Annotated in this window: 20 protein-coding genes and 1 other RNA gene; 17 read left to right on the top strand and 4 right to left on the bottom strand. The window is 41.4% G+C overall.

Going from position 1 to position 26,627, the window contains the following annotated elements; all coding sequences use genetic code 11:
* Positions 1-123 precede the first annotated feature (123 nt).
* Entirely contained in the window at positions 124-795 is a 672-nt protein-coding gene (locus JMX50_RS00230; RefSeq protein ID WP_201628013.1) for an alpha/beta hydrolase, read from the top strand.
* An 85-nt stretch (positions 796-880) separates the two neighbouring features.
* Positions 881-1,239: a transfer-messenger RNA gene (ssrA, locus tag JMX50_RS00225) on the top strand.
* Between the two features lie 166 nt (positions 1,240-1,405).
* Here ssrA and JMX50_RS00220 read toward each other — a convergent pair.
* Genes JMX50_RS00220 through JMX50_RS00205 form a run of 4 tightly spaced genes read right to left on the bottom strand, consistent with a single transcriptional unit; the run spans position 1,406 to position 7,710 of the window.
* The gene (locus JMX50_RS00220) at positions 1,406-1,810 is read right to left on the bottom strand and encodes a DUF5991 domain-containing protein (protein WP_201628012.1); all 405 of its coding nucleotides are present in this window, start codon (positions 1,808-1,810) and stop codon (positions 1,406-1,408) included.
* Positions 1,811-1,851: 41 nt separating this feature from the next.
* The gene (locus tag JMX50_RS00215) at positions 1,852-2,352 is read right to left on the bottom strand and encodes a hypothetical protein (protein WP_201628011.1); all 501 of its coding nucleotides are present in this window, start codon (positions 2,350-2,352) and stop codon (positions 1,852-1,854) included.
* A gap of 11 nt (positions 2,353-2,363) precedes the next feature.
* Entirely contained in the window at positions 2,364-4,760 is a 2,397-nt protein-coding gene (locus tag JMX50_RS00210; RefSeq protein WP_201628010.1) for a LysM peptidoglycan-binding domain-containing protein, read from the bottom strand.
* Positions 4,753-7,710, bottom strand: a complete 2,958-nt coding sequence (locus JMX50_RS00205; RefSeq protein WP_201628009.1) for a DUF2345 domain-containing protein — start codon at positions 7,708-7,710, stop codon at positions 4,753-4,755. The genes JMX50_RS00210 and JMX50_RS00205 overlap by 8 nt, the downstream gene beginning before the upstream one ends.
* Positions 7,711-7,934: 224 nt before the next feature.
* Here JMX50_RS00205 and JMX50_RS00200 point away from each other — a divergent pair, with 224 nt between their 5' ends.
* The 15 genes from JMX50_RS00200 to JMX50_RS00130 all read left to right on the top strand — a co-directional run bounded on the left by JMX50_RS00200 (position 7,935) and on the right by JMX50_RS00130 (position 26,115).
* Positions 7,935-8,405, top strand: coding sequence for a hypothetical protein (locus tag JMX50_RS00200; protein WP_201628008.1), 471 nt, complete (start codon positions 7,935-7,937; stop codon positions 8,403-8,405).
* A 59-nt stretch (positions 8,406-8,464) separates the two neighbouring features.
* Positions 8,465-9,193, top strand: a complete 729-nt coding sequence (locus JMX50_RS00195) for a hypothetical protein (RefSeq protein ID WP_201628007.1) — start codon at positions 8,465-8,467, stop codon at positions 9,191-9,193.
* A gap of 59 nt (positions 9,194-9,252) precedes the next feature.
* Positions 9,253-9,762 carry a type VI secretion system contractile sheath small subunit gene (gene tssB / locus JMX50_RS00190; RefSeq protein ID WP_200662664.1) on the top strand — a complete coding sequence of 170 codons (510 nt, stop codon included), beginning with the start codon at positions 9,253-9,255 and terminating at the stop codon, positions 9,760-9,762.
* Positions 9,763-9,765: 3 nt separating this feature from the next.
* Entirely contained in the window at positions 9,766-11,247 is a 1,482-nt protein-coding gene (gene tssC / locus JMX50_RS00185; RefSeq protein WP_201628006.1) for a type VI secretion system contractile sheath large subunit, read from the top strand.
* A gap of 53 nt (positions 11,248-11,300) precedes the next feature.
* Positions 11,301-11,804, top strand: coding sequence for an Hcp family type VI secretion system effector (locus JMX50_RS00180; protein ID WP_025651832.1), 504 nt, complete (start codon positions 11,301-11,303; stop codon positions 11,802-11,804).
* A 103-nt stretch (positions 11,805-11,907) separates the two neighbouring features.
* Positions 11,908-12,399, top strand: coding sequence for a type VI secretion system baseplate subunit TssE (gene tssE / locus JMX50_RS00175; protein WP_201628005.1), 492 nt, complete (start codon positions 11,908-11,910; stop codon positions 12,397-12,399).
* A gap of 71 nt (positions 12,400-12,470) precedes the next feature.
* Positions 12,471-14,294: a type VI secretion system baseplate subunit TssF gene (gene tssF, locus JMX50_RS00170; RefSeq protein WP_201628004.1), complete on the top strand. Its 1,824-nt coding sequence runs from the start codon at positions 12,471-12,473 to the stop codon at positions 14,292-14,294.
* Positions 14,258-15,283, top strand: coding sequence for a type VI secretion system baseplate subunit TssG (gene tssG / locus JMX50_RS00165; protein ID WP_201628003.1), 1,026 nt, complete (start codon positions 14,258-14,260; stop codon positions 15,281-15,283). Before tssF ends, tssG begins: the two co-directional genes overlap by 37 nt.
* 147 nt (positions 15,284-15,430) lie before the next feature.
* Positions 15,431-18,385, top strand: a complete 2,955-nt coding sequence (gene tssH, locus JMX50_RS00160) for a type VI secretion system ATPase TssH (RefSeq protein WP_201628002.1) — start codon at positions 15,431-15,433, stop codon at positions 18,383-18,385.
* Positions 18,385-19,539, top strand: a complete 1,155-nt coding sequence (gene tssA, locus JMX50_RS00155; protein ID WP_201628001.1) for a type VI secretion system protein TssA — start codon at positions 18,385-18,387, stop codon at positions 19,537-19,539. Before tssH ends, tssA begins: the two co-directional genes overlap by 1 nt.
* Before the next feature lie 115 nt (positions 19,540-19,654).
* Positions 19,655-22,558, top strand: coding sequence for a type VI secretion system Vgr family protein (locus JMX50_RS00150; RefSeq protein WP_201628000.1), 2,904 nt, complete (start codon positions 19,655-19,657; stop codon positions 22,556-22,558).
* Positions 22,559-22,560: 2 nt separating this feature from the next.
* Positions 22,561-23,988 carry a hypothetical protein gene (locus JMX50_RS00145; RefSeq protein WP_201627999.1) on the top strand — a complete coding sequence of 476 codons (1,428 nt, stop codon included), beginning with the start codon at positions 22,561-22,563 and terminating at the stop codon, positions 23,986-23,988.
* Between the two features lie 11 nt (positions 23,989-23,999).
* A complete protein-coding gene (locus tag JMX50_RS00140; protein ID WP_201627998.1) occupies positions 24,000-24,422 on the top strand; it encodes a hypothetical protein in 423 nt (140 codons plus the stop codon).
* Between the two features lie 929 nt (positions 24,423-25,351).
* Positions 25,352-25,603 carry a hypothetical protein gene (locus JMX50_RS00135; RefSeq protein ID WP_201627997.1) on the top strand — a complete coding sequence of 84 codons (252 nt, stop codon included), beginning with the start codon at positions 25,352-25,354 and terminating at the stop codon, positions 25,601-25,603.
* A gap of 266 nt (positions 25,604-25,869) precedes the next feature.
* Positions 25,870-26,115 carry a hypothetical protein gene (locus JMX50_RS00130; protein ID WP_201627996.1) on the top strand — a complete coding sequence of 82 codons (246 nt, stop codon included), beginning with the start codon at positions 25,870-25,872 and terminating at the stop codon, positions 26,113-26,115.
* Positions 26,116-26,627 lie beyond the last annotated feature (512 nt).

Here is a 26,627-nt window from a genome sequence, read left to right as displayed (position 1 = left end):
TTTTTTTATGCATGCTTAAAACTGTAATGATTCAGGTTATATATTCTAATTTAGATATTGTATGTCTTGCTTAATCAAACAAATAAATCTGGTTTTATTTATCAGTTAAAGGAACTTAAAAACATGAGTAACTATTTAGATGCCGTTATTGTCGAACATAATCCCTCACAAAAAAAGATAGACAGAGCCGTGATTTGGCTGCATGGTTTGGGTGCTAGCGGTCATGACTTTGAGCCAGTCGTACCACAGTTAGGTCTTGCGGATGACATGGCGGTACGTTTTATCTTTCCGCATGCACCCAATCGACCAGTGACGGTCAATGGCGGTATGGTCATGCCCGCATGGTATGATATATTAGAGATGAGCCTTGAGCGCAAAGTCGATATCGCGCAGATTGAAGAGTCCTCACAGCAAATCCATGACTTGATTGCTCGTGAAATCGAGCGCGGTGTTAAACCTGAACATATTGTGATTGCTGGATTTTCGCAGGGCGGGGCAGTAGCGTATCATGTGGCGCTCGGCTATCCACAGCGCTTAGCAGGATTGATGGCACTGTCTACGTATCTTGCGACCAATGACAATATTGACTATAGTGAGGCTAATAAAGACATGCCGATATTGATAGAGCATGGTACGCACGACCCTGTTGTACCTGTGGTTTTAGGTGAGAAGGCACAGGAGTTGTTATCAGCGAAAGGCTACAGTGTCGTTTATCATACCTATCCGATGGCGCACCAAGTTTGCATGCCGCAAATCCAAAATATCGGTAAATGGATGAATAAAGTTTTGGCTTAGCACCTTAAGCTGTAACTTAATGTAATACGGACTGCTTATAGGTTGAAATTCTATGGCTAAGTCCTATATAATGGTCAGTCTTATTGGGGATGTTCTGGCTTCGACGCTGGTGATGAAACTCAATGATGCATGTCGAGAGTGTATGTCCTCTCGTTAATCAAACATATATTGTTATAGTCGCAAACGACGAAACTTACGCTCTAGCAGCTTAAACCCTGCTTACTTGGTTGCTGATCACCTACAGTTGGTCAACTAAGTTGAAGCGTCCGCATGTAGGCTCGCCACAAGTGATTGTCTCAATCGCTTGGGTTCAAAAGTAGAGAATCGTCCAATCCATCCTGACTGTCGGATCGGTGCGGATTAAAACTAAAGACAGAAACTAAACATGTAGATTCATGAGCGTAATGCTGGCGGACGCGGGTTCAACTCCCGCCATCTCCACCAAATATTAAAAATCCGATCACTTAACGTGGTCGGATTTTTTTGGTTTAAACGTTTTTAACATAGAATAATGATAAATTGTAAAATTCATTATCAAGTTAATGTCTATGGATTTGACGGCAGGGGTCATTGCACTTCATGTGTTAATCTAAGAGTTAATAGGAGATAATCATTTCTTATCTAAAGAATAAAAATTGTTATCAGGTTCATTGTATTCATCAAAATATGTAACTTTAATCAAGTAGTCATCTACACCTGTGCGTTTAACTTCTCCAAACTTTGTCTTATTATCTAGATCATAAATATTTATATAGTTTGGTCTCGTGGTGGTCTCCAAATAGCAAGCGAAATGCTTATCAACTTGATAACCCACAATATCAACATTACATCTATTGTCTGCTAATGTTAGTGTATAAGACTCTCCGATACCAGTGCCTGTACTTTCATTAGTCCGATAAGTGCTGTACGTATATATACCGTTCCAATCTGTATTAAAACTAGATGCATCTCTATGTCCATAGCAAGAAGCTAACAATAAAGTTGTAAAAACGATAATGACTAATTTTTTAAACATGTTTATCCTGTTTATATCGTATTACTAAGTACTTAATATTATTAGATACAAGTAGATTTAACTTTTGTATTAAATTTAATTTTATATCTATCAAAATCTTCTCTTAAGATAGATTTAGTATTTTTTGAATCATCAATATTATGATCATATTTTACATCTGATTTGGCAACTTCACCATTTTCTTTCGAAAAGAATAAATTTCTTTGTAAACTAACTAAAATTTTATCTCTTTTAAAAATCAATAAATCTTCATATCCTCCAAAACCAGACTCATTGTAGAGTGTAACTAAAGACAGACATTCCCCATTGCCTAACTCGAATAATTCAACTTTCTGATTGAGAATTGGTCCACCATCAGGATCTGCTTCGAAGCTATCGTTTAATGTTTGTAGTGGAATAGATCCTGTGTTAATTTCAACACCAGAAACAAATTGATCAATAATTTTATTTTTTGGTTTTTTAGTATCTGCACTTGTACTTATACAAGCAGTGCCGAAGAAAGCGACGATGAACATAACTATTATTTTTGTAAATTTATCCATACTAATTCTCTTTAATTAAATTTCAGGTTTTTATAATTTCCAATGCCTATTTTTAACAGTTGAGGTTTTAAGTCCCTCCACGTTTTATTGTTAGGTTTTATTTGAAAGTGAGGATAGTCTTTCTTTCTCGTCCAACTTCCTCCCCATTCTAAACCTAAACTTATGCCAATAGGTCCCAGCTTTTTACTATGCTCTATTGATAAAGAGTTATTTTTCAAATACGTAATCTCTCCGTTAGTCACTGAGACGACATCTATAGCTAATCCATATTGATGATAGCTTTCAAGAGCTCCTGCATTGGTTACACCTGAAGGTAATTTGTCTTGAGACTCAGGGCTGCGGTAACCATCGGTGATTACCCAAGTGAGACCAGTCTTTTTATATCCTTCATTAATTAATTTAATAACATAAGGCTGATAAATAGAATGGAGCTGCTCAATATTTTTCAATGTTCTTTTGTAGTGTTTATCTCCACCACATGCTAACGGGTTAAGTTTTGAGCTATCAATTGGTTGAATAGGTGGCTGTACGACTTGAGGACAAGTAGATGTAAGTCTTCTATTTTCTGCTTTCTCTCCATCTTTGTAGTGACTCTCAATTTCTTGACTTACTTCCCAAGCATAAGTGACTCCACCTTTAAAACCTTCTTTTTTTCTTTCATCTTTTTCTTTCATAAACGATTTATTAGCTAAATAAGGATTGTCTTTTTTTATTTTACCGTTGTCTCTAAAAACAATATCTTTATCTTTTAGTTCTTTTCCAGTAACGGTAGAAGGATAGAGTATAGTTAAATACATTTCTAAAAAGCTATGTACCTTTTTATACCTATCGTACAATTCAAAATACTTTTTGACCCAGTCAAGCTGTTCTACTGCTGACATACTTACAAGTCGCTCTTTGGAGATTTTTAAATCTGTACGAGCTAACTCTCCAAACTGTATTAAACCGTAGTACCCAACACCATTTGGTTGTTTTGGATCAAAACTTCCACCTGTTTCGAGATGCATTAATGCCATCAAGTTATTAGCCATTGCTAAATAATCATTCGGCCACAAGTCTTGACATATCTCAATAACTTTCTTTCTAAACTTGCAATTAACTTTTGGATGACCGCTCCAGATCAAATCATGCGCTTTACAAATACAAGCGCCATTTGTTGTAGCGACATCCTTTGGCGTACCGTCAGAGCTATTGCTAGTTTTTGTAATAACGTTGACAGGACTATCTGTTCTATTTGATGGCGAAGAACTAACTGTGGATAAGGAATTAGCGCCATTTGCAGGAATTTTTAATTTTTGCCCTGGATGAATATTACCAGATAACTTCAAATTATTAGCGCGAGCTAAATCATTTGTATTGACACCTTGCTTTTTAGCAATACCGCTTAACGTATCGCCACTTTTTACGGTATAACCACCTGATGTAGATGAGGCGTTACTGTTTGAGTCAGTACCAACCGAAGGCGCTCCTCCAGCTGGCTTATCATTCTTGTCACCGCTTATAGCGTCATTGATACCCCCTAGACCCTCTTTTTCCTTGTCGCCTAACGCGCCTAAACCATCTTCTATACTTTCAAGCAGACTACCGAGAAATCCTTCCTCTTCCTCAGAAGAAGACGGTTTTGAAGAGGGCTTTGATGGGGGGCTAGTAGTTGGGATTGGCGAGGATTTAGGTGTCGTGTGAGTTTGTGTTGAGCCATTGCTACGTAGCTTGATCGTTTGACCTGCTTGCAATGTTGTAGGGTTAATTATCCCATTCATACGTTGAAGCTGTTTTACTGACACGCCACTTCTTTGTGAGATGCTAGATAACGTCTCACCTTTTTTAACTTTATAGTGAGTCTGTGAGGTTAGTGAGTCAGGTTTCTCATTAGTTTTGCCCGTTAAGCTACTGCCCGTTGGCGGCACTTTAATAAATTGACCTGGAACTATTTTGTCAGGGTCTTTTATGGTCGCCTTATTGAGCTGCGCTAGTATCTGCCATGTTGTGTTATGCATTTTAGCAATGGTGTATAGATCTTGGCCTTTTTTAACTTCATACTCATCTTTACTGGCCGTAACTTTGTGAGTACTTCTTTTGTACGAACCAGCGTTCTTTGCAAGTTCTCTAAGTTTAACTGTCTGAATAGAAAAGGGAGCCTGAACGCGAAAAACCCCCTTTGTAGCGGGAACAATAATATGTTGTTTTGCAGTGACTAATTTTTTCGTCAATGGGTTGCGGACTAGAATATCGAGCTGGGTTCCTACAGGTTTTTCAATCCATACTCCTAGTCCTTTAGCATTAGAGTTACCTGCACTAGAAGCATACTTATGTCCTGAAACTCTAACTTCATGATAAAGGTTAGAAAAAGGCTTATTCATAAGGTCAACGAAGCGTATTTGAATTAATGTCTGTTTATTCTTATTCATCGTTGTCTTCCTGATAAGAGTTTTGATCTAACGAATTGTTTGACTTATTACTGTCATTCTCACTAAAGGCTTCTATTTCTTCATCTTCATCAGGTTCAAACTCCATACCCCAATCTGCATCTTTAAACCCTATCAATACCTCAACATTTTCTTCTTTATCACTAATAACCGGCGCGGTACGTCCATGCTCATCGAGTACTCCTTCTATCAGCTGCCCATCAGGGCGCAGTATTTGAAACTCAATATCCTCAAAGTTATGTTGATAAAACAAATCATAAACATCTAGCTTGTTACTAAATAACGGAATCGTCTCAGGCATCCTCGGTAACGAGTAATTAGTTCTCGCCCCACCAGTCAAACTCTTCTTCACCGCCAGAACATTAATCGTCCCCGGACACACAAGCTTAATTCCACCGTCATCGATTGTGATTGAAGCTCCACCTGACGTTTGCAGCTTAATCCGCTTAGGACTTGACAGATTCACCTGTCCTGACTCACTGCCAATCGTCATCGACTGCTGACTGTGCAATTGCAACTCACCGCTTTGTGCGTGTATGGCTACAGGTTTGGTATTGGCGCTGATATGTAACCCTGATAGATCGGCTTGACCACCAGCCCCAGAGAGGGAGTCAATCGTATTTGCCATCAGCGTATAATTACCTGCCACTACATCCGACTGCGTAGCGCCTGATTGTCTGACGATGGTTTTCGCAGACCATAGCGTATTGCTTGCAGATGCGAGGATACTGTCTTTACTGACTAGCAGTACATCAGGTGCGCCTAAGATTTCAGTATTTAGCGTGTCGTCTATTACTTGCGCCGCTGTTTGAAAGGCATCTATTGATGGGTTGGCGATATTCATTGCTTGGGTAGATTGTAAGTGCGCCTGCTTTGCCTCTTTAAAAGTTTCACTCAGCTCAGTGCCCATTCTTAACTGACGTTGTCCTGCATCATTGACCCAAGCCGATTCGTGCTCGCTTTGACTATGTCTGATATCAAAGGTGGATAGCAGTACGCCTGTATCGCCGGTGATTTGCAAACCATGGTCGGTTGCTAGATTAATCCCTTGACCGCTATCTGTTGATTGATGATTACTAAAGCGATGACGTAGTACGCCCAATTCTAATACATGCTCGTCAGGAGCAAAGGTAGCTTGATCTGTAATAGTTGGCGTCTCAGCATTGGCACGTGCGCCAGTATTGACGGTCCACTGTAGACCAACTTTATGTGGCGTATCATCAAAACCGAAAGCAACCTCAGACTCAGACTCAGAAGTTAGCCCATATTGCGCAATACCGGATATCCAACCACTGTGATTATCATCCTCTTGAATTTGTGAATGACCCAAACCACCACCATGCCAACGAGGAGAAGATCCGCCTTGCAAGTTATGGCGATTAGACCGCCCTGCATCCAAACAAGTGATATCTTTGTCATCCACATCGCCCATACCAATACCGTCATAAATAGAGCGGGTAATAACAGGGCTGTCTATATCACCATACCAATAGTTAAGGAGTACCGATTGTCCAAGTCTTGGAGAAAACTGCCAGCCATGTGACGCACCCGATGACAGTTGTAATGAACGTAGCGGTGGGGTAGTACCGTCATCATGAGGGCTGATACCTGACCAGACAGGGGTAGTGATAGTTTGCTGTAAACCGTTGTCAGTGACGTGTGATTCATAGCTTGGCGTGGTAGTGTCACCAGTCCGTGCTTGGGTAAGACCTATATAGCTATTGCTTACTAACGATAAGCTGCTGGGATAGGGGCAGTAGGGTGTGGTCGCACGTAAAAGGGTTGCGGATGCCCATATGCCAGTTTCAAATAAAAGCTCATAACCATGCTCAGGAATACTGATGAAACGATGCTGGGTAACCTTACGTAGCCAATCTTGAATAAAAGTGCGATTGTTATAAGAGACGCTATCACTGTCCGGCTCGATACCCATCACGTGAGCTTCTAAACAATGGGCAGAGAGACCGCCTATCGCAGGCAAGTCACTGATACTCACAGAAGAACCCGTATGGACTCCTCGCATGGCCCCCATAGCTCGGTAGGTTTCGCGCTGACAATTATTAGCAGCAACCCATTGAGCCGCAAGCTGTGCTGCTGCTTCATCGCTATTAATACGAGAGGGGGAGCCAAATAATATAGTGCTGTCATCTAATGCTAACGGTGATTCATCAGCTGCCTGACCCTCATAGATAATATCTGTTGCCAATCCATCAGCTTTTACCTGAACAGTAGCGCTACCCAGCTGTTTGACACTCATTTGTAGCGTATTAATCGTATCTTGTCCTGACTGAATAGAAGACTGAGCATAACGATAGTGCATCACTGACTGCTCAAGCTCATCTAAACGACTGGCCAAATACCAAGTACCGAGATTGTCTACCGAATCACCCGGCTGCCATAGGGCAAAAGCTCCAATATCCGTTAATACGCCTTTTATAAAGTCCCAGTCACTCAAGTTAGATTGAGTGCGCATCGGAAGCGAAGCGTTGAAGCGCTCTGATGCCAACAGCGCATCAGAAACCTGCCAATCAAAATCATAATGCGTAAGAATGCTAGTGATAATGCTAAGCGTAGACTGCTGTGTGAATGTGCGGCTATGTATAGATTGGGTCAATTGCCAATCAGGTGTAACAATGTCTAACGTATAAAAGTGCACGCCACCATCAGAATGTTGGTAATAAACCGCTTGAATAAGACCTGTACGGTAGGTTACACCCAAATCGGCTAAAGCACTGGATAAGCAAACAGATGTATTTAATAAAGACAAACATTCGTTCGAATTTAAAAAAGTGTAACTATAAGCCAGTAACTTATTGGGTAATGTCTCATTAATGGCACTTGACCAAGAGAAGGCAGTTAAACTAAGAGTAATTGTACCCTCTAAGTCTTTATTTATGGATACTTCATGAATGTTATTAGTCTTGGAGAGCATAGGTGATATTCCGATAACTGCGAAAATATTACGCAGCCGGTCACTTAAAGGTAAGCACTGCTAAATTATTTGCTAAGAAAATTATAGAGTTTATTGAAATATTGTCAAGTATCTGTATAATCGATTCAAATATAATTATGATGAGGATGAACTTTAGTTATAATTTATCAATTTTATTGCTCGTTTTTTCTTATTTTTGCGTTCTTATTGATGGCATTTCGCTTATGAATAATATTTATGCTACTAAGCTTTCTACTATAAGTTTATTGTCTATTGTGTTGAGCACTGGGGTGTTAATAACGGGTTGTAGTGCCGGTGCCAAAAAAACACCACAACCTATTTCATCGCCGCCGCTGATCGCTAAAAAACTTCAGTCGCCATCATGGTCTTATTTACCAGAAGTCATCGCAGTAGATGATGAGAGTCAAATAACGGCTGCCCAATGGATGCTAATTGCACAAAGTAATTATCAAGCACAAAAATATGCGCGCTCATTGCGAGCGGCTACAAAAGCTTTAGAGTTTGACGCGCAGTCGCTAGAAGCTCGTCAGCTCGCGATGTTGTCTGCTGTCAAAATCACTGAGACCAATATTGATAGTTATCAAGATGATGTGACGCTAAGTAGTAGTGATAAAAGCGAGTTGAAAATAACTTTGGAAAATTTGACGACGTTACTGAATACGTCAGATGAATAGATTTGGGTATTAGGGTATGTCAATGAATCAAAAAAATTGGGTCTGCGGTGAGTAATCTTATGATAGGTAATGTCAGTAAAGTGACTAAATCGGCTATCGCTGGTTTTATTATTATGTGTTCAGGGATGAGTGCCGCCCATAGTGAGCTTTCAATCCAAGAAAGAGAGCCGGAATCTAGTATTACCAATCGATATGCTGCACTCAAAAATGCAGACGAAAAATCTGTGGCGCTACATCAGCTGATTGCAGAATTGAATCAAAGAGTTATTGTTAATCCTGCCGATTCCCTAGCATGGGAGCTGTTGGCTCAGATTTACTATAGCAATGGTTATCATGCTAATGCTGTCTATGCCGCCAGTGAAGCTGTTGAAAAAGGCTATAGCACGCCGACTTTGAAAAAAGTCCTGCTCAACAGTAGTGCTATGGTGGCTCAAAATCAGCTCAAGGGGCATTACTTATCGACTGATGTAGATGAAGACTTCATAAAAGAGTATCAGAATGCCCTTAGCAAGATATACGGCTCAATATACGACTTTAATTATGATGAGTCTTTACCAAAACCTCCCGCGCCCATCGTAAGACCGAAAGCGCGTCAAATGAAAAGCACATCAAATTCACGCCACCGTGCGCCTATACCGAAAAAAGTAAAAACAACTGCCAAGAAAAAGACAGTAGTACAGAAGCCACGAGTTGCGCCAAAAGTGCTACCCGCTAAACAACCGATTAAAAGCTTGCCATCTAATAGCGGCAAATCAAGTACCGCTGATCCATTCAAGATCTTACGTTAAAACAGGTGCGTTTTATCCAGTGTGATAAAACCAGAATAGCAATTGCTTAGGTGACTTATATGGCCAATCAAGACAGTGTACAAAAGAAGCTTGCAAAAGTACGTGCGCCCCGAGTGCATCTTACTTATGACGTTGAAGTGGGCGACTCGATAGAGACGAAAGAGATTCCTTTTGTGGTGGGAGTACTAGGGGAATTCTCTGGTGACTCTGTACTTGAACAACCACGCTTAAAGGATAAAAAGTTTGTCGAAGTGGACTTAGATACTTTTGATGAGGTGATGTCAGGTTTAGCACCGCGTGCGACGTTTCGGGTTAGTAATGACTTGAGTGATAAAGGAGGCGAGTTTGCCGTTGATTTGGCATTCAATCGCATTGATGACTTTCGCCCAGAAGCGGTAGCCGCGCAAATTGAGCCATTGAAGCAGTTGGTACAAGCACGTGATCGACTGGCTGATTTGCGCAATAAAATCTCAGCCAACGAAAAGTTGGAGGATTTATTGGACGAGGTACTTAAAAATACTGAGCAAGTCAGAAAAATGGCCGAACAAAATCTAAGCGATGGGGAATAAGGTATGAGCGCTCAAGCCCAGTATAGTTCAGATATTATAGAAGAAAGCTTTGATTTGCTTGAAGATATCGTAAGTAAGAGCAACATTGCTAAATCCGATGATGAAAAAAACCGTGCCAAGTCACAAATTGCAGAGCTTGCTAATGAAGTCATGCAAGGTACGGTAACTTTATCGGATAATTTGGCAGCATCGATTGATGCCCGTATTGCCCAAATTGATGCGCTGATATCGAAGCAATTGACAACGGTCATGCACGCGCCTGAATTCCAAAAGCTGGAGTCTAGTTGGCGCGGTCTGCATTATTTATGCAGTCAGACACCTTCTGAATCCATGCTAAAAATACGCATGCTCAATACCACTAAGCGTGAACTGACAAAAGATTTTCAGTCGTCAATCGACTTTGATCAAAGTACGCTGTTTAAAAAGATATATGAAGAAGAGTTTGGTAGCTTTGGTGGCGAACCGTATGCCGCAATTGTCGGTGATTTTGAGTTCACGCGCCAAAATGCTGACATGTATTTGCTTGAACAACTGTCTCATGTGGCAGCTGCTGCGCATGCGCCGTTTGTATCAGCTGCTTCAGCTGAGATGTTTGGACTTGAGTCATTTACAGATATTGGGCGCCCTCGTGATTTATCAAAGATATTTGAAACGGCGGAATATATACGCTGGCGTGCTTTTAGGCAGTCTGAAGATGCACGCTATGTGGCGCTTACTGTTCCTAGATTCTTAGGCCGTCTACCTTATAACCCTAAAGATGGCACAGTGGTCGAAGGTTTTAATTTTGTTGAAGAAGTTTCTGGTACAGACCACAGTGATTATTTATGGGTCAATGCGGCCTATGCTTTCGCGTCACGTTTGACGTCAGCTTTCTCTGATTATCGTTGGTGCGCCGCCATCCGCGGTGTTGAAGGAGGTGGGTTGGTTGAAGGCTTGCCTGTGCATACTTTTAAAACCGATGAAGGTGATTTGGCGCTCAAATGCCCAACGGAGATATCCATTACCGATCGCCGTGAAAAAGAGTTAAGTGATTTAGGATTTATACCGTTAGTGCATTGTAAAAATACCAACTATGCTGCCTTTTTCGGTGCGCAGTCTGTACAAAAAGCCAAGACCTATCAGAATGACGATGCCAATGCCAATGCGGTGTTGTCCACTCAGTTGCAGTACATTATGGCGGTCTCACGCATTGCTCATTACTTAAAAGCCATGATGCGTGACAAGGTTGGTAGTTTTTTAGCGCCTGGTAATGTTGAGTCGTTTTTAAATGACTGGATTTCACGTTACGTCTTGTTAGATGACGGTGCCTCTCAAGAAGCAAAAGCCCAGTATCCGCTGCGCGAAGCTTCTGTACAAGTTGTAGAAGTACCGGGTAAGCCTGGTGTCTACAAGTCAGTGGTCTTTTTGAGACCACACTTTCAACTTGACGAATTGTCTGTTTCTTTGCGACTGGTTACTCAACTGCCGCAGTCTAGCAACAGCTGATCGTTTATTAAAATCCAACGTTAACATTAAACTTCTCAAACAAGGTGTGTGATATGAAAGATATTTATATTCAGTTCCGTGGCAAATATAAAATTGATGGCGAGTCTCGTGATAGCGAGCATAAAGGTTGGCTTGAAGTAAATACTTGGGATCATTTGATTCGTCAGCCAAAATCAGCGACAGCCAGTAGCGTTGGTGGTCATACTTCTGAGCGTTGTGAACATGCTGATATGACATTTATGAAAGATTTGGACTCGACCAGTCCTAAGCTATGGGAAGCGTGTTCTGCTGGCTATACTTTCGATGAGATTCAAATTGATTTTTATCGTGCCAACGGTGATAAACGAGTTAAATATCTTGAAGTGAAACTGAAGCATGCACTTATTGCAAGTGTTGAGCCTACGGTACGTTCAGAAGGTGTGCCAATCGAAAAAGTCGGTATTAAGTATGCGGCGGTTGAGTGGACGTACACTCAGCAGGATATCGATGGTACTGCTAAAGGCGCAGTGACTAAGAAGTGGTCGCTAGCCAATAACACTGCTACTTATACCGCTTAAGCGAGATAGTGTTAGGTGTTATCCATTTATATATCTTGCCGAAAAGAAAGGTTTATATTTAGGCCTTTCTTTTTTATTTATTCAATTAGGGACGATGGTATCAATGAATTACGCTGCTAAGGCCTCTAATAAAGAAGTGGGTTTTCGCCCAAACTTGTTCGAACAACTGTTCGATGATCAGCCTCGGCATTTAGCGCATGAGCTCGTGGTTCGCAGGCTTAATATTGATGAATTGAAATCGTCCGTCGCCCAAGATTTGGAATCTTTATTAAATACCCGTTGTGTGGTGTCAAGTAAGCTACAAGCCTATCAACACGTGCGCTCATCGATATTAAACTTTGGCATATTGGACTTCGTTGGATTAAGCAGTGCCAATCCTGTTGATTGTGATTATATCTGTCGTCAAATTGCTCAAACGGTTGAGCAACAAGATACTCGATTAAAAAACGTTCGAGTCTCATTAGATATTGGCGCGGTCGATGTCAATCAGCTGTGTTTTTCTATTGAAGCTTTACTAAAAGTTTATCCAGCACAAGAGCTGGTCAGTTTTGATGCGTTCTTTGAGCCAAGCTCTCAGCGTTACTTAATAAAATAATCATTATTTATTTAATGCAATAAATACTGCTCAATCTATGTCGTTGGCAGCGATCAATATACTGAGGCATCATGGACAGTTTACTTCCTTACTTTGAGCATGAGCTTAGCCTGTTTAATAAACAGTCAAAAGAATTTGCCAAGAAATATCCCAAGATAGCCAATCGGCTATTGATGGGGCACGATACGGTAGATGATCCACATATTGAGCGCCTTATTCAGTCTTTTTCGTTGATTAGCGCGCGCATCAATAAAAAGCTGGACGATTCATACGCTAACTTTACCGAATCCTTATTAGAAGTGGTTTATCCTGATTACCTCAAACCTTTTCCATCGGTCTCTATCGCGCAGTTTAATTTAGGCGTACAGGGCAATGCGATGAGTGAGGCGGTTTTAGTTCCTAAACAAAGCCCATTTGCCACACAAAAAATAAACGGGACGCCGTGTCAGTTCCAGTCAACTCAAGATGTGACTTTACTGCCGCTGCAGATAGATAACGTCAGTTTTGAGACTCACCAAGAAGTGTACGACAATCAGCATGGACTGCTTAATGGTTGTATTAGTATTAAATTCAAAGGTCTTAATCCGAGCTTTGATTATCAAGCGTTATTAAATCATTCGCTAGATTTATATGTAGATGAAGATGCGAGTCAAGGTACAAGCCTTTGGGATTTGTTGTGGTGTGATGTGAGACAAACCCATCTGCAGGGCAAGCAAGTCAACAAGGTATCGGGTAGTCCGTTCGAGATTATAGGCTTTGACCCTGAGCAGAAAATTCTTCCAAGCCATCGAGTGAGTAATGCGGCCTCTGCCTTATTAAAGGAATACTTTTATTTTCCTGAAAAGTTCAATTTTTTACGTCTAAATCTTGGAAAAATTTGCCCTGATTTAAAGATCGATAGCAATGGTTTTGAGATTCGCTGTTATTTTAAATTTGATAAAAAAAACACCATCCGGCTAAAAAATCTACAGCAACTGAGTGCCAGTAGCATCAAGCTGTTTTGCACACCCGTCGTCAACTTATTCAAGGCAGCCGCCAAACCCATTCAAGTCACTCATCGTTCTATCTATTATGATTTGGTGCCCGATACCCGTGCATTGTTTCAGCATGAAATCTATGAAGTTAATAAAGTTATAGAATCCAAGCAGAGTGACAGTCGTTTAATACAGCGTGAATACCATCCATTTTATGCGCTCAATCATTATGAGCAGCAAGATGACGGTCGTTATTACCATATCAAACGTGATAAGGATATGGCTGAGTTCAAGCAAGGTTTTGAATATCAGATTATGTTCGTGGAAAAAAACCGTGAAGATTTATCCGGCGCGGTGAGCATGAGTGCTTCTTTATTGTGTACCAATAGAGACTTGCCAGCCCAAGTGGTGTTTGGTCAAAGCCGCGGCGATTTGTTTAGCGAAGGGATGACAGGTTTTAGCAGTTTGTCGTTATTAAAGCAGCCGACCAGAACGGCACGGTTTGAATATACAGGCGAGGAGCGTTGGCGCTTGATATCGCTGATTAGTCTAAACTTTTTATCATTGGCTGCTCAAGATGCGGAGCTAATGAAAGAGTATCTGTCGCTATATGATATTACCCAATCCGCCTCTAATAAACTCTTGGTTGAAGGTATTGTCTCTGTTGCAACCAGTATTAAAGCTCGACGTATTCAGCGTTTGCCGCAACCGGGTTTTGCACGCGGTACTGTGATTGATATTCAAATTAACCAAAAGAATTTTGCTGGGGTCAGTATCCGCCAGTTTGCCCATTTATTGGCGCATGTTTTTGGCTATCACGCCAGTTTAAATAGCTTTGTTGAAGTGTCCATAAGCGACGCTGTTACCAAAGAGGAGATATATAGATGTCAACCACGCAGTGGTCTCAGTCCTCTTATTTAACCGATCTAATCGCTGCGCCGCAAACCTATGAGCTATTGCAAGCGCTGCGTTTGATTGAGCGCGAAGTCAGTATGGGGCATACGCCTATTGAAGTGCGCTACCGTGCCTCGTTGTCACTGGCGTATCCGCAAGCTGAAATTGAGTCGATGGCGCTCATTGCTCAAGAAAATATGGAAGGCAGTGCTAGTTCAGTAAAGGCGGATCAAGTAAAGAGTAGGCAGATAGAGGTCTATCCAGCAGTTATCGGACTCACAGGTCCATTGGCGGCCTTGCCAGCGATGTATACCGATCATCTGGCATCGCGAGTCAATCATGCAAAAGATAAAGCAGCACCGGCATTTTTAGATTTGTTTAATCATCGTTTAACCGACTTATATGTGCAGGCGAGTTGGTTTTATAACTTGCCATTACAATATGAGATAAATAATAAAAAGGACAGTTATCTACTGAGCTTGCGTGCGCTTGCGCGGCAGCCGAAGAAGCTCACAGCAATCGATAGCTTGATTGCCTATGCTGGCATGATTGCCCCAGGGCGTCTGACTGCCGATCAATTATCGCATGTGTTGTCGCATTTTTTGGATAGTACCGTTAGTGTCGAGCAGTTCGTGCCTGAATGGTTTGATCTGCCCGCAAGTGAGCAAACAGCACTTGGTGGGCAGCACGCCGCACTTGGGCTCTCTGCATTTTGCGGCGCGCGTGTCGTACAGTTTGATAGCAAAATTAGAATCGTATTTCACCAGTTAGATGCCAAGCGTTATTTAAGGCTGTTACCAGCGGGCGACATGTATCACGTCATTATTGACTTTATTCGCAAATGGTGCGGCGTGAGCTTGGCAGTTGAAATGCAATTAGAGTTAGATAAGCAATATATCACCCCTTTGTCATTATCTGAAAATAGTTTTGGCGGTTTGGGTCAGGGCGGGTTTTTGGTGTCGCAGCCTGCGACGAAGCATCATGATGACACTCGTTATGCGTTGCCTATTCAGTAAATATTTTATTACCAATGGATAGGTTGCTTGTCTATTTATCAGCAATCCTAAGTTTTATATAGATAGGTTTTACCTATTGTGAAGAGCCATAAATTAGTTTTACAAAAATGATATGCAGTCTATTAAAAATGCCAAAGGAAAAGGTTTATGAGCCAGTTAAAAGCTGTAATTACCCGCTTGAGTCCAAGTTGCCGACAGTGTTTGCAGCAGGCAGCTAGACTTTGTATCAATAACGGGCACCGTGAAGTTGATACGGTTCATCTGCTACACGAACTGATTGCTACCCCGTACAATGATGTGGCTCAAATACTCAAAGCTAATAAGGTTAGCCAGCAATCACTCTTAGCAGACATAACAGATTCGCTCAATACCTTTGGGCAGGCAACAGGTCTAACGCCTGTATTTAGTCAAAGCTTGATGGCGTTGTTAGAAGATGCGTGGGAGCTTGCCAGTAGCCAATATAATAAAAGTGATAATAACAGTCCTCTAGAAATCCGCTCTGGACATATATTGCTCGTGCTATTAGCGTATGAGCGTTATCAGCCATTATTAAAAACCCTTCCTGAACAGCTCCAGTATATCGATCGTTTTACCCTAAAAGATGATTATGAGCGTCAGTGTCTTGGCAGTACTGAAGGCAGTGGCACTATCCAATCAGCCAAGGTGGCGCTAGGTGAGAATGCCAATACCAATAGTGATAGGTCTGATAACAGTGACACGCAATCAGAACTAAGCCAGACCACCAAAATACCAACTCCTGCGCTAGATAAATATACTTATGATTTGACCGCAAAGGCCAGTGCCGATCAAATAGATCCAGTGATAGGCCGTGAGTTTGAAATTCATCAGCTGATCGATATTTTGATTCGTCGTCGTCAAAACAACCCTATTTTGACAGGTGAGGCAGGCGTTGGTAAAACAGCTGTGGTAGAAGGCTTGGCGCAAAAGATAGTCGCCGGTCAAGTACCTGATCAGCTAAAAGACGTGACGATACGTAGTCTCGACATGGGCTTGCTACAAGCAGGGGCGAGTGTCAAAGGGGAGTTTGAAAACCGTCTCAAGCAAGTCATCGAAGAAGTACAAGCCTCGCTACAGCCGATTATCCTGTTTATCGATGAAGCGCATACCTTGATTGGCGCTGGCGGGCAGGCAGGTCAGAATGATGCGGCTAATTTATTAAAGCCTGCGCTGGCTCGTGGTGAGCTTAGAACCATTGCTGCGACGACATGGTCGGAGTACAAAAAATACTTCGAAAAAGACGCTGCGTTGTCACGTCGTTTTCAGGTAGTCAAAGTCGATGAGCCTGATATCGATACGGCGGTGGCGATGATTCGTGGTTTGAGTGTCAAGATGCAGGATCATTTTGGGATTTTGATAGATGATGATGCACTGCAAGCAGCCGTTGAGCTCTCAGCACGTTATATCAGTGACCGACAGCTACCCGATAAAGCGGTGAGTGTACTAGATACGGCAGCGGCACGAGTAAACTTATCAAAGACAGCCATGCCCAATCAGCTTGATAGACTACAAGCCAAAGGCGTGCAACTAGAGCAGCATATCAATAATCTTAGTCAACAGCTTGAGCGTATTGGCGGTGTTGACGAAAAAGAAAAAATCAGCCAAAAAATTGCTGTGCTTGATGAGCAGCGTCAGGCCAATAAACAAAGCATCGCTGACATGACAAGTCGCTGGCAGCAGCAACGTCAGCTCAATGATCAGCTTGATGCAATCAATCAGCAATTGAATGGCAAGGCAGATGATGCCTTTAATACGAATACGCTTAGTGTAAAAGAGCGCTTAGACAAACAAACTGAATATCAAAATATCGAGCAGTCGCTAAAACAGATTCAAGAGACGCAGCGCCTGATCCATCCTGTATTAGATCGGCAGGTTATAAAACAGATTATCTCAGATTGGACCGGTATTCCCCTGACTGACATAGCAGGTAATGAAAAAGACCATATCTTAAATTTGGCTGATACCTTGCAAGCGCGTGTCATTGGGCAAGATCATTCTGTGGCTGCTATCGTGAAGCGGATTCATACTGCAAAAGCTAGGCTAGATGATCCTAGTCGCCCGCAAGGTGTCTTTATGTTAGTAGGGCCAAGTGGTGTTGGTAAAACAGAAACCGCATTGGCGTTATCAGAGGTATTGTATGGCGGTGAGCGCAATCTTATCACTATCAATCTTTCAGAATATCAAGAAGCACATAGCGTTGCCTCCTTAAAAGGCTCGCCTCCAGGTTATGTTGGCTATGGTGAGGGTGGCGTATTGACGGAGGCTATCCGTCGTCGTCCCTATAGCGTGCTCTTACTCGATGAAGTAGAAAAAGCCCATCCAGACGTGCTGGATTTGTTTTATCAGGTCTTTGATAAAGGGGTAATGGAAGACAGTGAGGGGCGTTTGATTGATTTCAAAAACACGCTGATCTTATTGACCAGTAATGTTGGTTCCTCCGCGATTATGCAGCAGTGTATCAATACCGATCCAGCCATCACTGATTTTAGCTTACCAGACAGCGACAGCTTAAAACAGGTCATCAATCCGCATTTGTATAAAGTCTTTAAACCTGCATTTTTGGGTCGTTTAACCGTTATTCCTTACTATCCATTGACTGATGATGCGCTTGCGGAAATTATTCGCTTAAAGCTCGACAAAATCACTGGCCGTATCCGTGATAATTACGATATTCCTTGTGTCATTGATCCTGAGGTAATTGAGCTGATTTTATCACGTTGTCATGAAGTCGATTCTGGTGCACGTAACGCCGATGCGATTATTAGTCATACCTTGCTACCGCAGCTGGCGGGTCAACTGCTTGCCCATGATGACAGTCAGAGTGTGCTAAAAAATATCACGGTACTTGTCGATAAGGACGACAATTTTGCCTATCGTCTTGATACTGAAGCTGTTGTAGCGCTCAATCAAATAGCGCAATACAGTGAATATAAGACTGAAGATAAAGTTAATGAGGCGCCAAGCAAACAAGTTTCAGCTAAGAAGTCTGTCACCAAAAACGCTACTACTAAAGAGCCTGCTGTTAAAAGACCGCCAGTGAAAAAAACGGTCAGTAAAAAGGCTGTTAAGGAAGAGGCACTATAATGAATACCGATAACTTTTTAGCAACCAATATTGATACTCTTATCGCGCCAATCGATGGCAGCCATCATGGGGTCGGTGAAGATCTCATCTTTGATCCACGTATCGATGCTATCGTGGCCGCTCGTCAAGAGGATGACCCATTACTGGCGCAAGGAAACTGGGTCACTGAGCTAAAAGTCGCCGACTGGGATTTTGTCAAAAACCAATGTGCCGAGTTGCTGAGCCATACCAGTAAAGATATGAAGCTCGCACTTTGGTATGTGGATGCATTGAGTCATACCGATCATTTAGCGGGTATTAGCCAAGGTTTGAGTCTATTGCAGACACTGAACGATGACTATTGGCTGACCATGTATCCGCCACTAGATGGCGAAGAAGAGAGCATGGATATCAGGGCAGGGTTGCTGTCATGGTTTGTCAAAGCGCTCACTGATGATATCAAGCAACTATCACTCGCTGATACCAAGGTAGAAAGCTATAACTATAACTACTACCTAACTGCTCGTGATCATGATAAGCAGCGTCAGCAAAACCCCGATAGCGAAACCTCCAATCAACTAACATTAAGCGACTACAACCATGCCATAAAGAACAGTAGTAAAGCTTGGCAAAAAACACTCATGAGCAATCTCAATAAAGTTACTGAGCAGTGGCAGGCACTGACTGATCAGCTCAATGATCTAATGGGTATGGATGCACCTGTATTTGCGCCTGTGACGGATCTGTTAATGGCATTGAAGCAACATTTGCACCCACTGCTACCAGAGTATGCCGATACTACTAATAGTATTAGCCAAGAGGGCGTAGCCGATACTGGAGGCAGTACAGATGATCATGAAAGTACGAAGTCGAACGGTAATAAATCATTAGCTAGCACAAAAAATGTCACCTTAACTGATTTTAATCCTAGTAACCGCGATCATCAAAGCAATCGTCGGCAAGCGCTTAAATTGCTGGCTCAAATCCAAGAGTATTTTGCGACCAATGAGCCACACAGTCCAGTGACTTTTTTGCTGGGTCGAGCGATTGATTGGGCCGATATGCCGTTGGATCAATGGCTGGCTCATATCATTAAAAACGAAGATCAATTATCCATGATCTCTGACATGGTTGGTATTCAACCGAAACGACAATCGTCTGACGATAGCTATTAATGATGAGCATTAAAGTTGGATTGATGGGGCGGTTTCTCCACTGGCAATCTCTGCGGAATGTGTGATCTTGTGATATTAAACTTTACACCTTTGGACTGATAAAGAAGGGCTTATCATGGTATGGACACAAAAAAATCGCCATCTGCAAATTAGTAGTGCGCATCCTGATATTGCCAGCAGTCTTATTCAACAGGCAGATATTGTCGAAAGTTTGCTTGGTATGCCGCTGCCAGACAGTGTCTGGCAGAAACCCGCGCTTATGCCAGCGCCTGATGCCTATCCAAGTCCTTACCATCAATATCAACGAGCGCAGTCTTATCAGCAGCGCCAACTTGCACTGTATTGTGGCTACCGTATTAGTATCACGTTATTGCATCCACAAGTAGGGCTGGATATAAAGGAGTGGTTAGGGCAAAGTATGGCCATACACTGGCACACTAGTGACCCTATGCTACCAAGCCAAATTCGCCACGGCATTATTACTGAAGCAGTTGCCGTAGGTAGTAACAGTGGTATGGCTGCCTATCGCATTATTTGCGAGCCTATCTTAAGTCAATTACGTCTTAATAGTCATAATCGCCGCCACCATCATCTCAGTTTAAGTGAGCTTATTAGCCAAATCCTCAGCCCGTATAATATGGACATCGAGCTTGACGAGCGCCTCAGTGATGATAGTAACTACCATATTCAGCATAGCGTTCAGTATAATCAAACCGATTTCGCCTATCTAACACAATACCTTGCCCTCTATGGTGTCACTGGCTACTACCGTCATGAGAGCGATAAGCATATTTTGGTTTTATTGCCACACGACGCTGAAGCCTTACGCCCAGACACAAACGATATTCAAAGCATCTTAAGTCAAAACCCTGCTAATCTCGCTGATAGAAAAGATCGCATCACTGCCATTCGTCCACGTATTGCTCAGCATACCCAACGAAGCAACCTATATCGCTATGATAACCGTCTGATGGATACTTATACAGGCAGTAGCAGTAGCGAGCAACCTATTAACTCATCAAGCAGCACTCATCAGCGCTTTTTGCACAGTCATATCTATTTTGATGATGCGGGTCTCGATAGGCTTGCCACCCGCTACCAACAGAACGCGCAGCAGCTTGCCAATCTAGGCAGCCTAACAGGCAATATTCGTCATCTGAATCTGCCATGCGCTCATTACATTGAGGGCAATCCTTATGTGGCTGAGCCTATAAGCCTAGTCTCCATTCACCATCATATAAATAATCATTTGCCCACCGATTGGTTAGGTACGTCACCCTTTGACCCCATTACTTTACAGCCTAATACGAGCCACGATAATGATGATAACAACGTCCATCAAATTACGGCTTGCTATTTGCCATTTCCGCATCATCATCATATTCCTTATGGTGAACAGCTTGCTAAACTTGGACAACCGCATCCAAGCCTCACTGGCCTAATGAGCGCCAGTGTTATTGATACGAATAGCAGTGCTATCACCCATGACCGTAATCATCGTGCACATATCAGATATCACTGGCAATCTGATGACAGTAATGGAAGCGACAGCGCACACTGGATACCCATCGCCAGTCACTTAGTTGCCGACCACATGGGGCAAACGCATCCCTTGCGTCATGGACAGCATGTCCTCATCGACTTCATCGGTGGCGACATCACCCATCCCATTATCATTGGTAGCACTCATAATGGACAAGGTAATAGTGACGCTCAGCATAATAGTATCGTCAGTGACTCAGGTAGCATTGACGCCACCAGTCCAGCTTGGTTCATCAATCAAAGCCATGCCTATCCCATAGACGGCATCAGAACTCAAAGTATTGACTCTAGTCGCACAGGAGAAGCCAACAAAGACAGCTTGAGTAACGGCTATAACCAGCTGATGTTTGATGCTCATTCTGAGAGTCCACAAATTAACCTCTATAGCAGCAGCTTCCAGTCTAGCTTAACCATCGGTCATCTATATCAGCATAGCGACCACACTCGCGGTCAAGCTCGCGGACAAGGCATTAGCATTGAAACGCAAGCTGCCGCTAATGTACAAGGGAGTACAGGCATACACATCAGCAGCCATCAAGCTGACAGTCAATCAAAGCAGCATATGAGTCACAGCAGTCATAGCAAACTACAAACCGCTGATCAGCATCAACAAGCTTACGCGCAGCTCGCTGACACTCATCGACCAGTGGGACTAGAAGGCAGTAGCAATAATAAGAGCAACCAGAATAAGAGTAACAGTAAAGAAGATGCTCAAACCCCATTCGCCGATTTTAGCAAAGATACCAACGACAGGGCGCTCAGCGAAGCTGGTCAATGGCAACAACCAAACTTGCTTATCGACTCTCAACGTCATCTTGCCATACTAAGCGGGCAACATAGCCAGCATACCAGTACTAAGAATACTCACGCGCATGCGACAGATAACACTCATCATCATAGCCAAACCCAGATGAATCAACTGGTCGCAGGCGATATTCATTACTACTCAAACAAAGCGCAAACCCATACCGCGGCTCATGGTGATGTCACCATTCAAGCGCACCAGAATGAGATGCGCCTCGATAGTGAGCAAGTGCTGCGTATCCATAGTCGAGACAGTATTGAGATTATAGCGCCTGATACGCTAACCCTAAAAGCGGCGGGCAGTGGTATCGAGATATCGGGTGGTAATGTGACCTTTATCACACCAAGTCAAGTGGGCTACAAGGCCAGTAAGGTGGATTGGGGTAGTGGGGGTGGTTTGAGTTTTCCTGCTGTGCATTTGCCAACAGCCAAATTACCTGAAAACTTAGATTACTATCTGCGCTATATCGTCCATGACCAAGATAATAATCCACTTCCCTTTACTAAATGTATGCTGATTAAACCTGATGGTTCAACCGAGATACACACGACTGATTATGAAGGTAAGTTAAATCTGATTGTTGATGATGAATCGAAAAACTATGAGCTGCATGCCATTGTCCATGAAGAAATTGATTTAGACGACGATGATAGCGTAGAGGAGGCAGAGTAATTATGGTAGCTAAATATACAGGGCTTATTTTTGCAGTTCCTTCTACCGTAGATATACACAAATTCTGCTATGACTTAGTGATTCAGTATAAATCTGGAGAAGCGACTTATCAAAGGACAACAGGTACAAAGACAAAGCGATACGTTGAGCAAAAGTTTAACAATCAAGGCAAAACTATCGAACGTCAATTACCCAAAGGTGATATTAAAAGCATTAACTATCATATTAAGGTTAACGGTCAGTTAGTCAAAAACATTTCTGCTAAGCCTAACAAAATCAAAGGCATGTTTCGTAAATATGAACTGAACACAACGATTGCAGGGACTAAAAAAGATCCTAATACTATTAAGAAAGTGTTACTCGACACTACTGAAGTGGGATGGATAATAATTGAAGAACATTATTCAGTTAAAGAATTCCTTAGAAAAATATATAAGTATGAGCCAACGAACAAAGAAGAAAATATATTTCGAGCTAATAATCCTCATTTGACAGGCACTCCAGTTCTTAGCTTACAGCCCGGTGACTTTGTCATATTATCTAATACTGCGAATAGTAATAATTCTGAACTGCAAAAGATTAAGCAAGAAGCTAGAGAGGCTAAAGTTGAGTTTGATAAAGTAAAGAAAGAATTTGGTTTTAATAGTGAAAGATTTGCAAGAAATATAGACTTCTTACATGATGTATTTTTGAGTTCAGAATATGTAGCTTTAACAGAAAAAGCTAATAGTTCTGAACTACCTTCAAATAGTGTTAACTATGCAGCTATCGCTGCAGGAACTTCCCAAGGAATAGTTACTTTCAACGAAGTAGGTAATAAAAAGGTAACAGAAGCATACGCAGAAATTGTCGAAGCCATGGAGTATGAAAAGTCTAATAAGACTAAATTCGCTAATCCTAAGAACTTTAAATTATTCAAAAAAAAGTACGCTAAACTATTTAAGAGTTTTGATAATTCATTCTCACAGAGTTATTTTAAATTTAACTCTGGTATACAAACAGGAAAGCTAAGACAGCAAATAAAGAAAAACGTCTACGCCCGTTCTCCTACATATAAAGGAGGAATTAGAGCTTACGTAAAAAACTTCAGGAATATGGGAAAAGTAGATAAATTTACAAGAGTAGGAGGTAATTTACTTGTAGCTGTCAGCGTTGCTGATGCAACTATGAATGTAAGTGTGGCGTATGATAAAGGAGATAGTAGTCATACTCAAAAAACGATCATTAAAGAGACTCTAAAGCTTGAAGGAAGCTTAGGAGGTGCAGGTCTTGCATCAGGTGGAGTGATGCTAGCAGCTACAGCATTCGGTATAGGTACAGGAGGTATCGGATTTCTAGTAGTTGGCGTAGTGGCAGCTGGAGCGGGACTCGCAGGTGGCTATTGGGGTAGTGTAGGTGGTGCAGAGTTAGCTGATTTAATCTATCAATAGGAGCACTTGTATTGAACTATCAAGAAATTTTTAGATGGCTTGCAATAGCTGTTGGTATAGGTGGAATGGTCACATGGATGATAACGTATCAACTGTGCGTCATTTATTTTAGAAGGAATAAGGAAGATATATCCTACATTTTGTATTCAGACAAAAAACATTATAATAAAAAGATGGACGGTTATGATATACATTTCTTTATCATTGCAATGGCAAGCATTTACATGAACTACCACCTAAAATATAAAAAATATGGTTCATTTAAAATACCACAATTGGCTTGGTATCCTTTAATTAATGACAAGAGTGCGCTTAAGATGTACCAAAAGCATAACAAGCTACTTTTGGGTTCGTTTTTTACTTTTGTTCTTATGTCTTTTTGGTTTATAGGTAGTGGCGTGTTTATTTGGTTAGCTGCGCGAGTAGGGCAGTAGCAACAAAGAAGTTTTAACTTCATTGAACCTGATGAAGAAAGTCATGAAGGCTACGCTCAAATCATAGCTGAAGCCACTCAAGGCATCGGTATAGATGAAAGCAATATCGGCATACTAGACTCGTTATGGGCAGACTATAAGACGACCAAGCAAGAGTTTGAACAATCGCTACGGCCTTGTGTTTCAGATCAGAAGTCCATTGAAGACAATTGGACGATTAAGGCGCTTATCGGTCTAAACAAAGAAAGCATTAACAGAATGCAAGGCGCTCCAGCCCAACCTTATTCAGTGCCAATACCGGTTAATATGGATAATAATAAACAGCCTTGAGATTGACGTGTTTCTCGGAATGTTGAGTCTCCGATAATCCTAGGGCGGTTCAATGGACTAGCCACGCACAACCCAGCCACCGATTTAGCCGAAGCAATCAAACCACATAGAACCATTAATCATAGCCGTATCACAAGCCAGTAATTACCTAAACTATTAAAAGACATCAATGCTTATGATGGGGTTTTATTGGTGAAACTAGGTGTTTGCACATTGTGCCCATAGAACCGCAAGCAATAGAAGTATTGGAGGAGATCAAAGAACTAGGCTTTTCAGATCAGTATGTATTCTTTAAAGCTTCAACCGGAAAAATTGCAAGGACGTTAATCATCCTACAATCTCAAAGCTTGCAAATAAGTTAATTAATAAGCCAGTAGAACAATACCTCGATGACGGGTGGGATAATAAGGCTATACATGAGATTGATAGTTATCAAAATACGAAATGGTTCTCTTAACTAGAATTATGAGTTCTCTTTACGTCAGTTTACCGAACGCAATATGCTATATACAATACGTGAACATTAGTAGACATAAAAACATATTATTAAAGTATAAGATTGGAAGCTGAAATTAACTGTTAGAAATAAAGGTTGAGACATGAATAATAGACTATCAGGGAGTGATTTAACTAGAGCTATGCTAGAGCGCGGTGATGAGCAAGTGTGGTGCGCTGTGAGTCATAAAAGTGCTGAGCATGCTCTGGAGACTATTATCAATGTCAGCAGTGACTTTATAATGCATATTGTGGCATTTGAGGATGGTCACTTTCTCTGTAAAGAAGGTGGTAGATGGAAATACGCGATACCAATTAAAAAGGTTGAAATTACTCAAGAAGAAGTGGGGTTATAGAAAAATTCTAATTTAATTAATATTATTTTAATAAACATTAGTTTATAGTATAGTTAATTGATAATTAGACTATAAATCATATTCATTATTGTGAATAAAGATATATACTATGTATTAAAAAATAGTATTAGGCACGTCTACTGTACCGTTATGATTTAAAAATACAAAATCATAAATGCGAAAGTCTCAGAGATGGTCAAGGTATAGCTTTTATATACCCACTTGTTTGGCTTAATAATCGTAAAATATGATTAGGAGCTATAGGTATGGATGCAGCAATTACAGGAAGTGAACTAACTCGTGTAATGTTGGAAGAGGGTCATCAAGAGGTCTGGTGTGCGGTAGATGATGGTTGCGATCAGGATGCTATGGCCTATTTAGCCAATAATGATTTTACAGCCCGTGTAGTGTCTTTTAGGGATGGTATGTTTTATTGTACAGCTGGCATGGCTTGGTCGTGTGCAGTACCAATTAAGATAGTAGCGATAACACAGGCCGAGGCAGGCTTTTAATTCTCAGAACTATACATGTTATGAAAGCATAGGTCATGTATCACGTTAGAAATGAAAAATCTAATTAGGTATTTTAAAATAGTAATAATAAAGAATAATGGTTGATATCATTGATGTTTTAAAACTTTTAATATCAATGGTTTGTGATTGATAGTTAGTTTCTGCCATCTTCACCAAATATTAAAAGTCCGATCACTTCATGGGGTCGGATTTTTTTGGCTTCAATTTATTAGCAAGTATGAAGTATGAGCTTTCAACTAAATTAAAACTATGATTAACCGGTCTAGACTGACAAATATTATAAAACAGTTATTTTCTCAGAATATTTTCGCTAGCAATAAACGAGGGAATTATTAATCTAATGAAAAAACGACACCATAAGAAAAAGGCTTCCAATTGCTTGGAAGCCTTTCAATGTAATGGTACCCGGAGCCGGAACAATGATTGCGTTATAACCTATTGATTTAAAAAGTTAATTTATTATTTAATTTTAATAGTGTACATAGGGGTGT

This window comes from Psychrobacter maritimus (assembly GCF_904846345.1).
Lineage (GTDB): Bacteria > Pseudomonadota > Gammaproteobacteria > Pseudomonadales > Moraxellaceae > Psychrobacter > Psychrobacter maritimus.
Note: the sequence above shows the minus strand (reverse complement) of the source record. Positions and strands in the feature narration are given on the sequence as shown.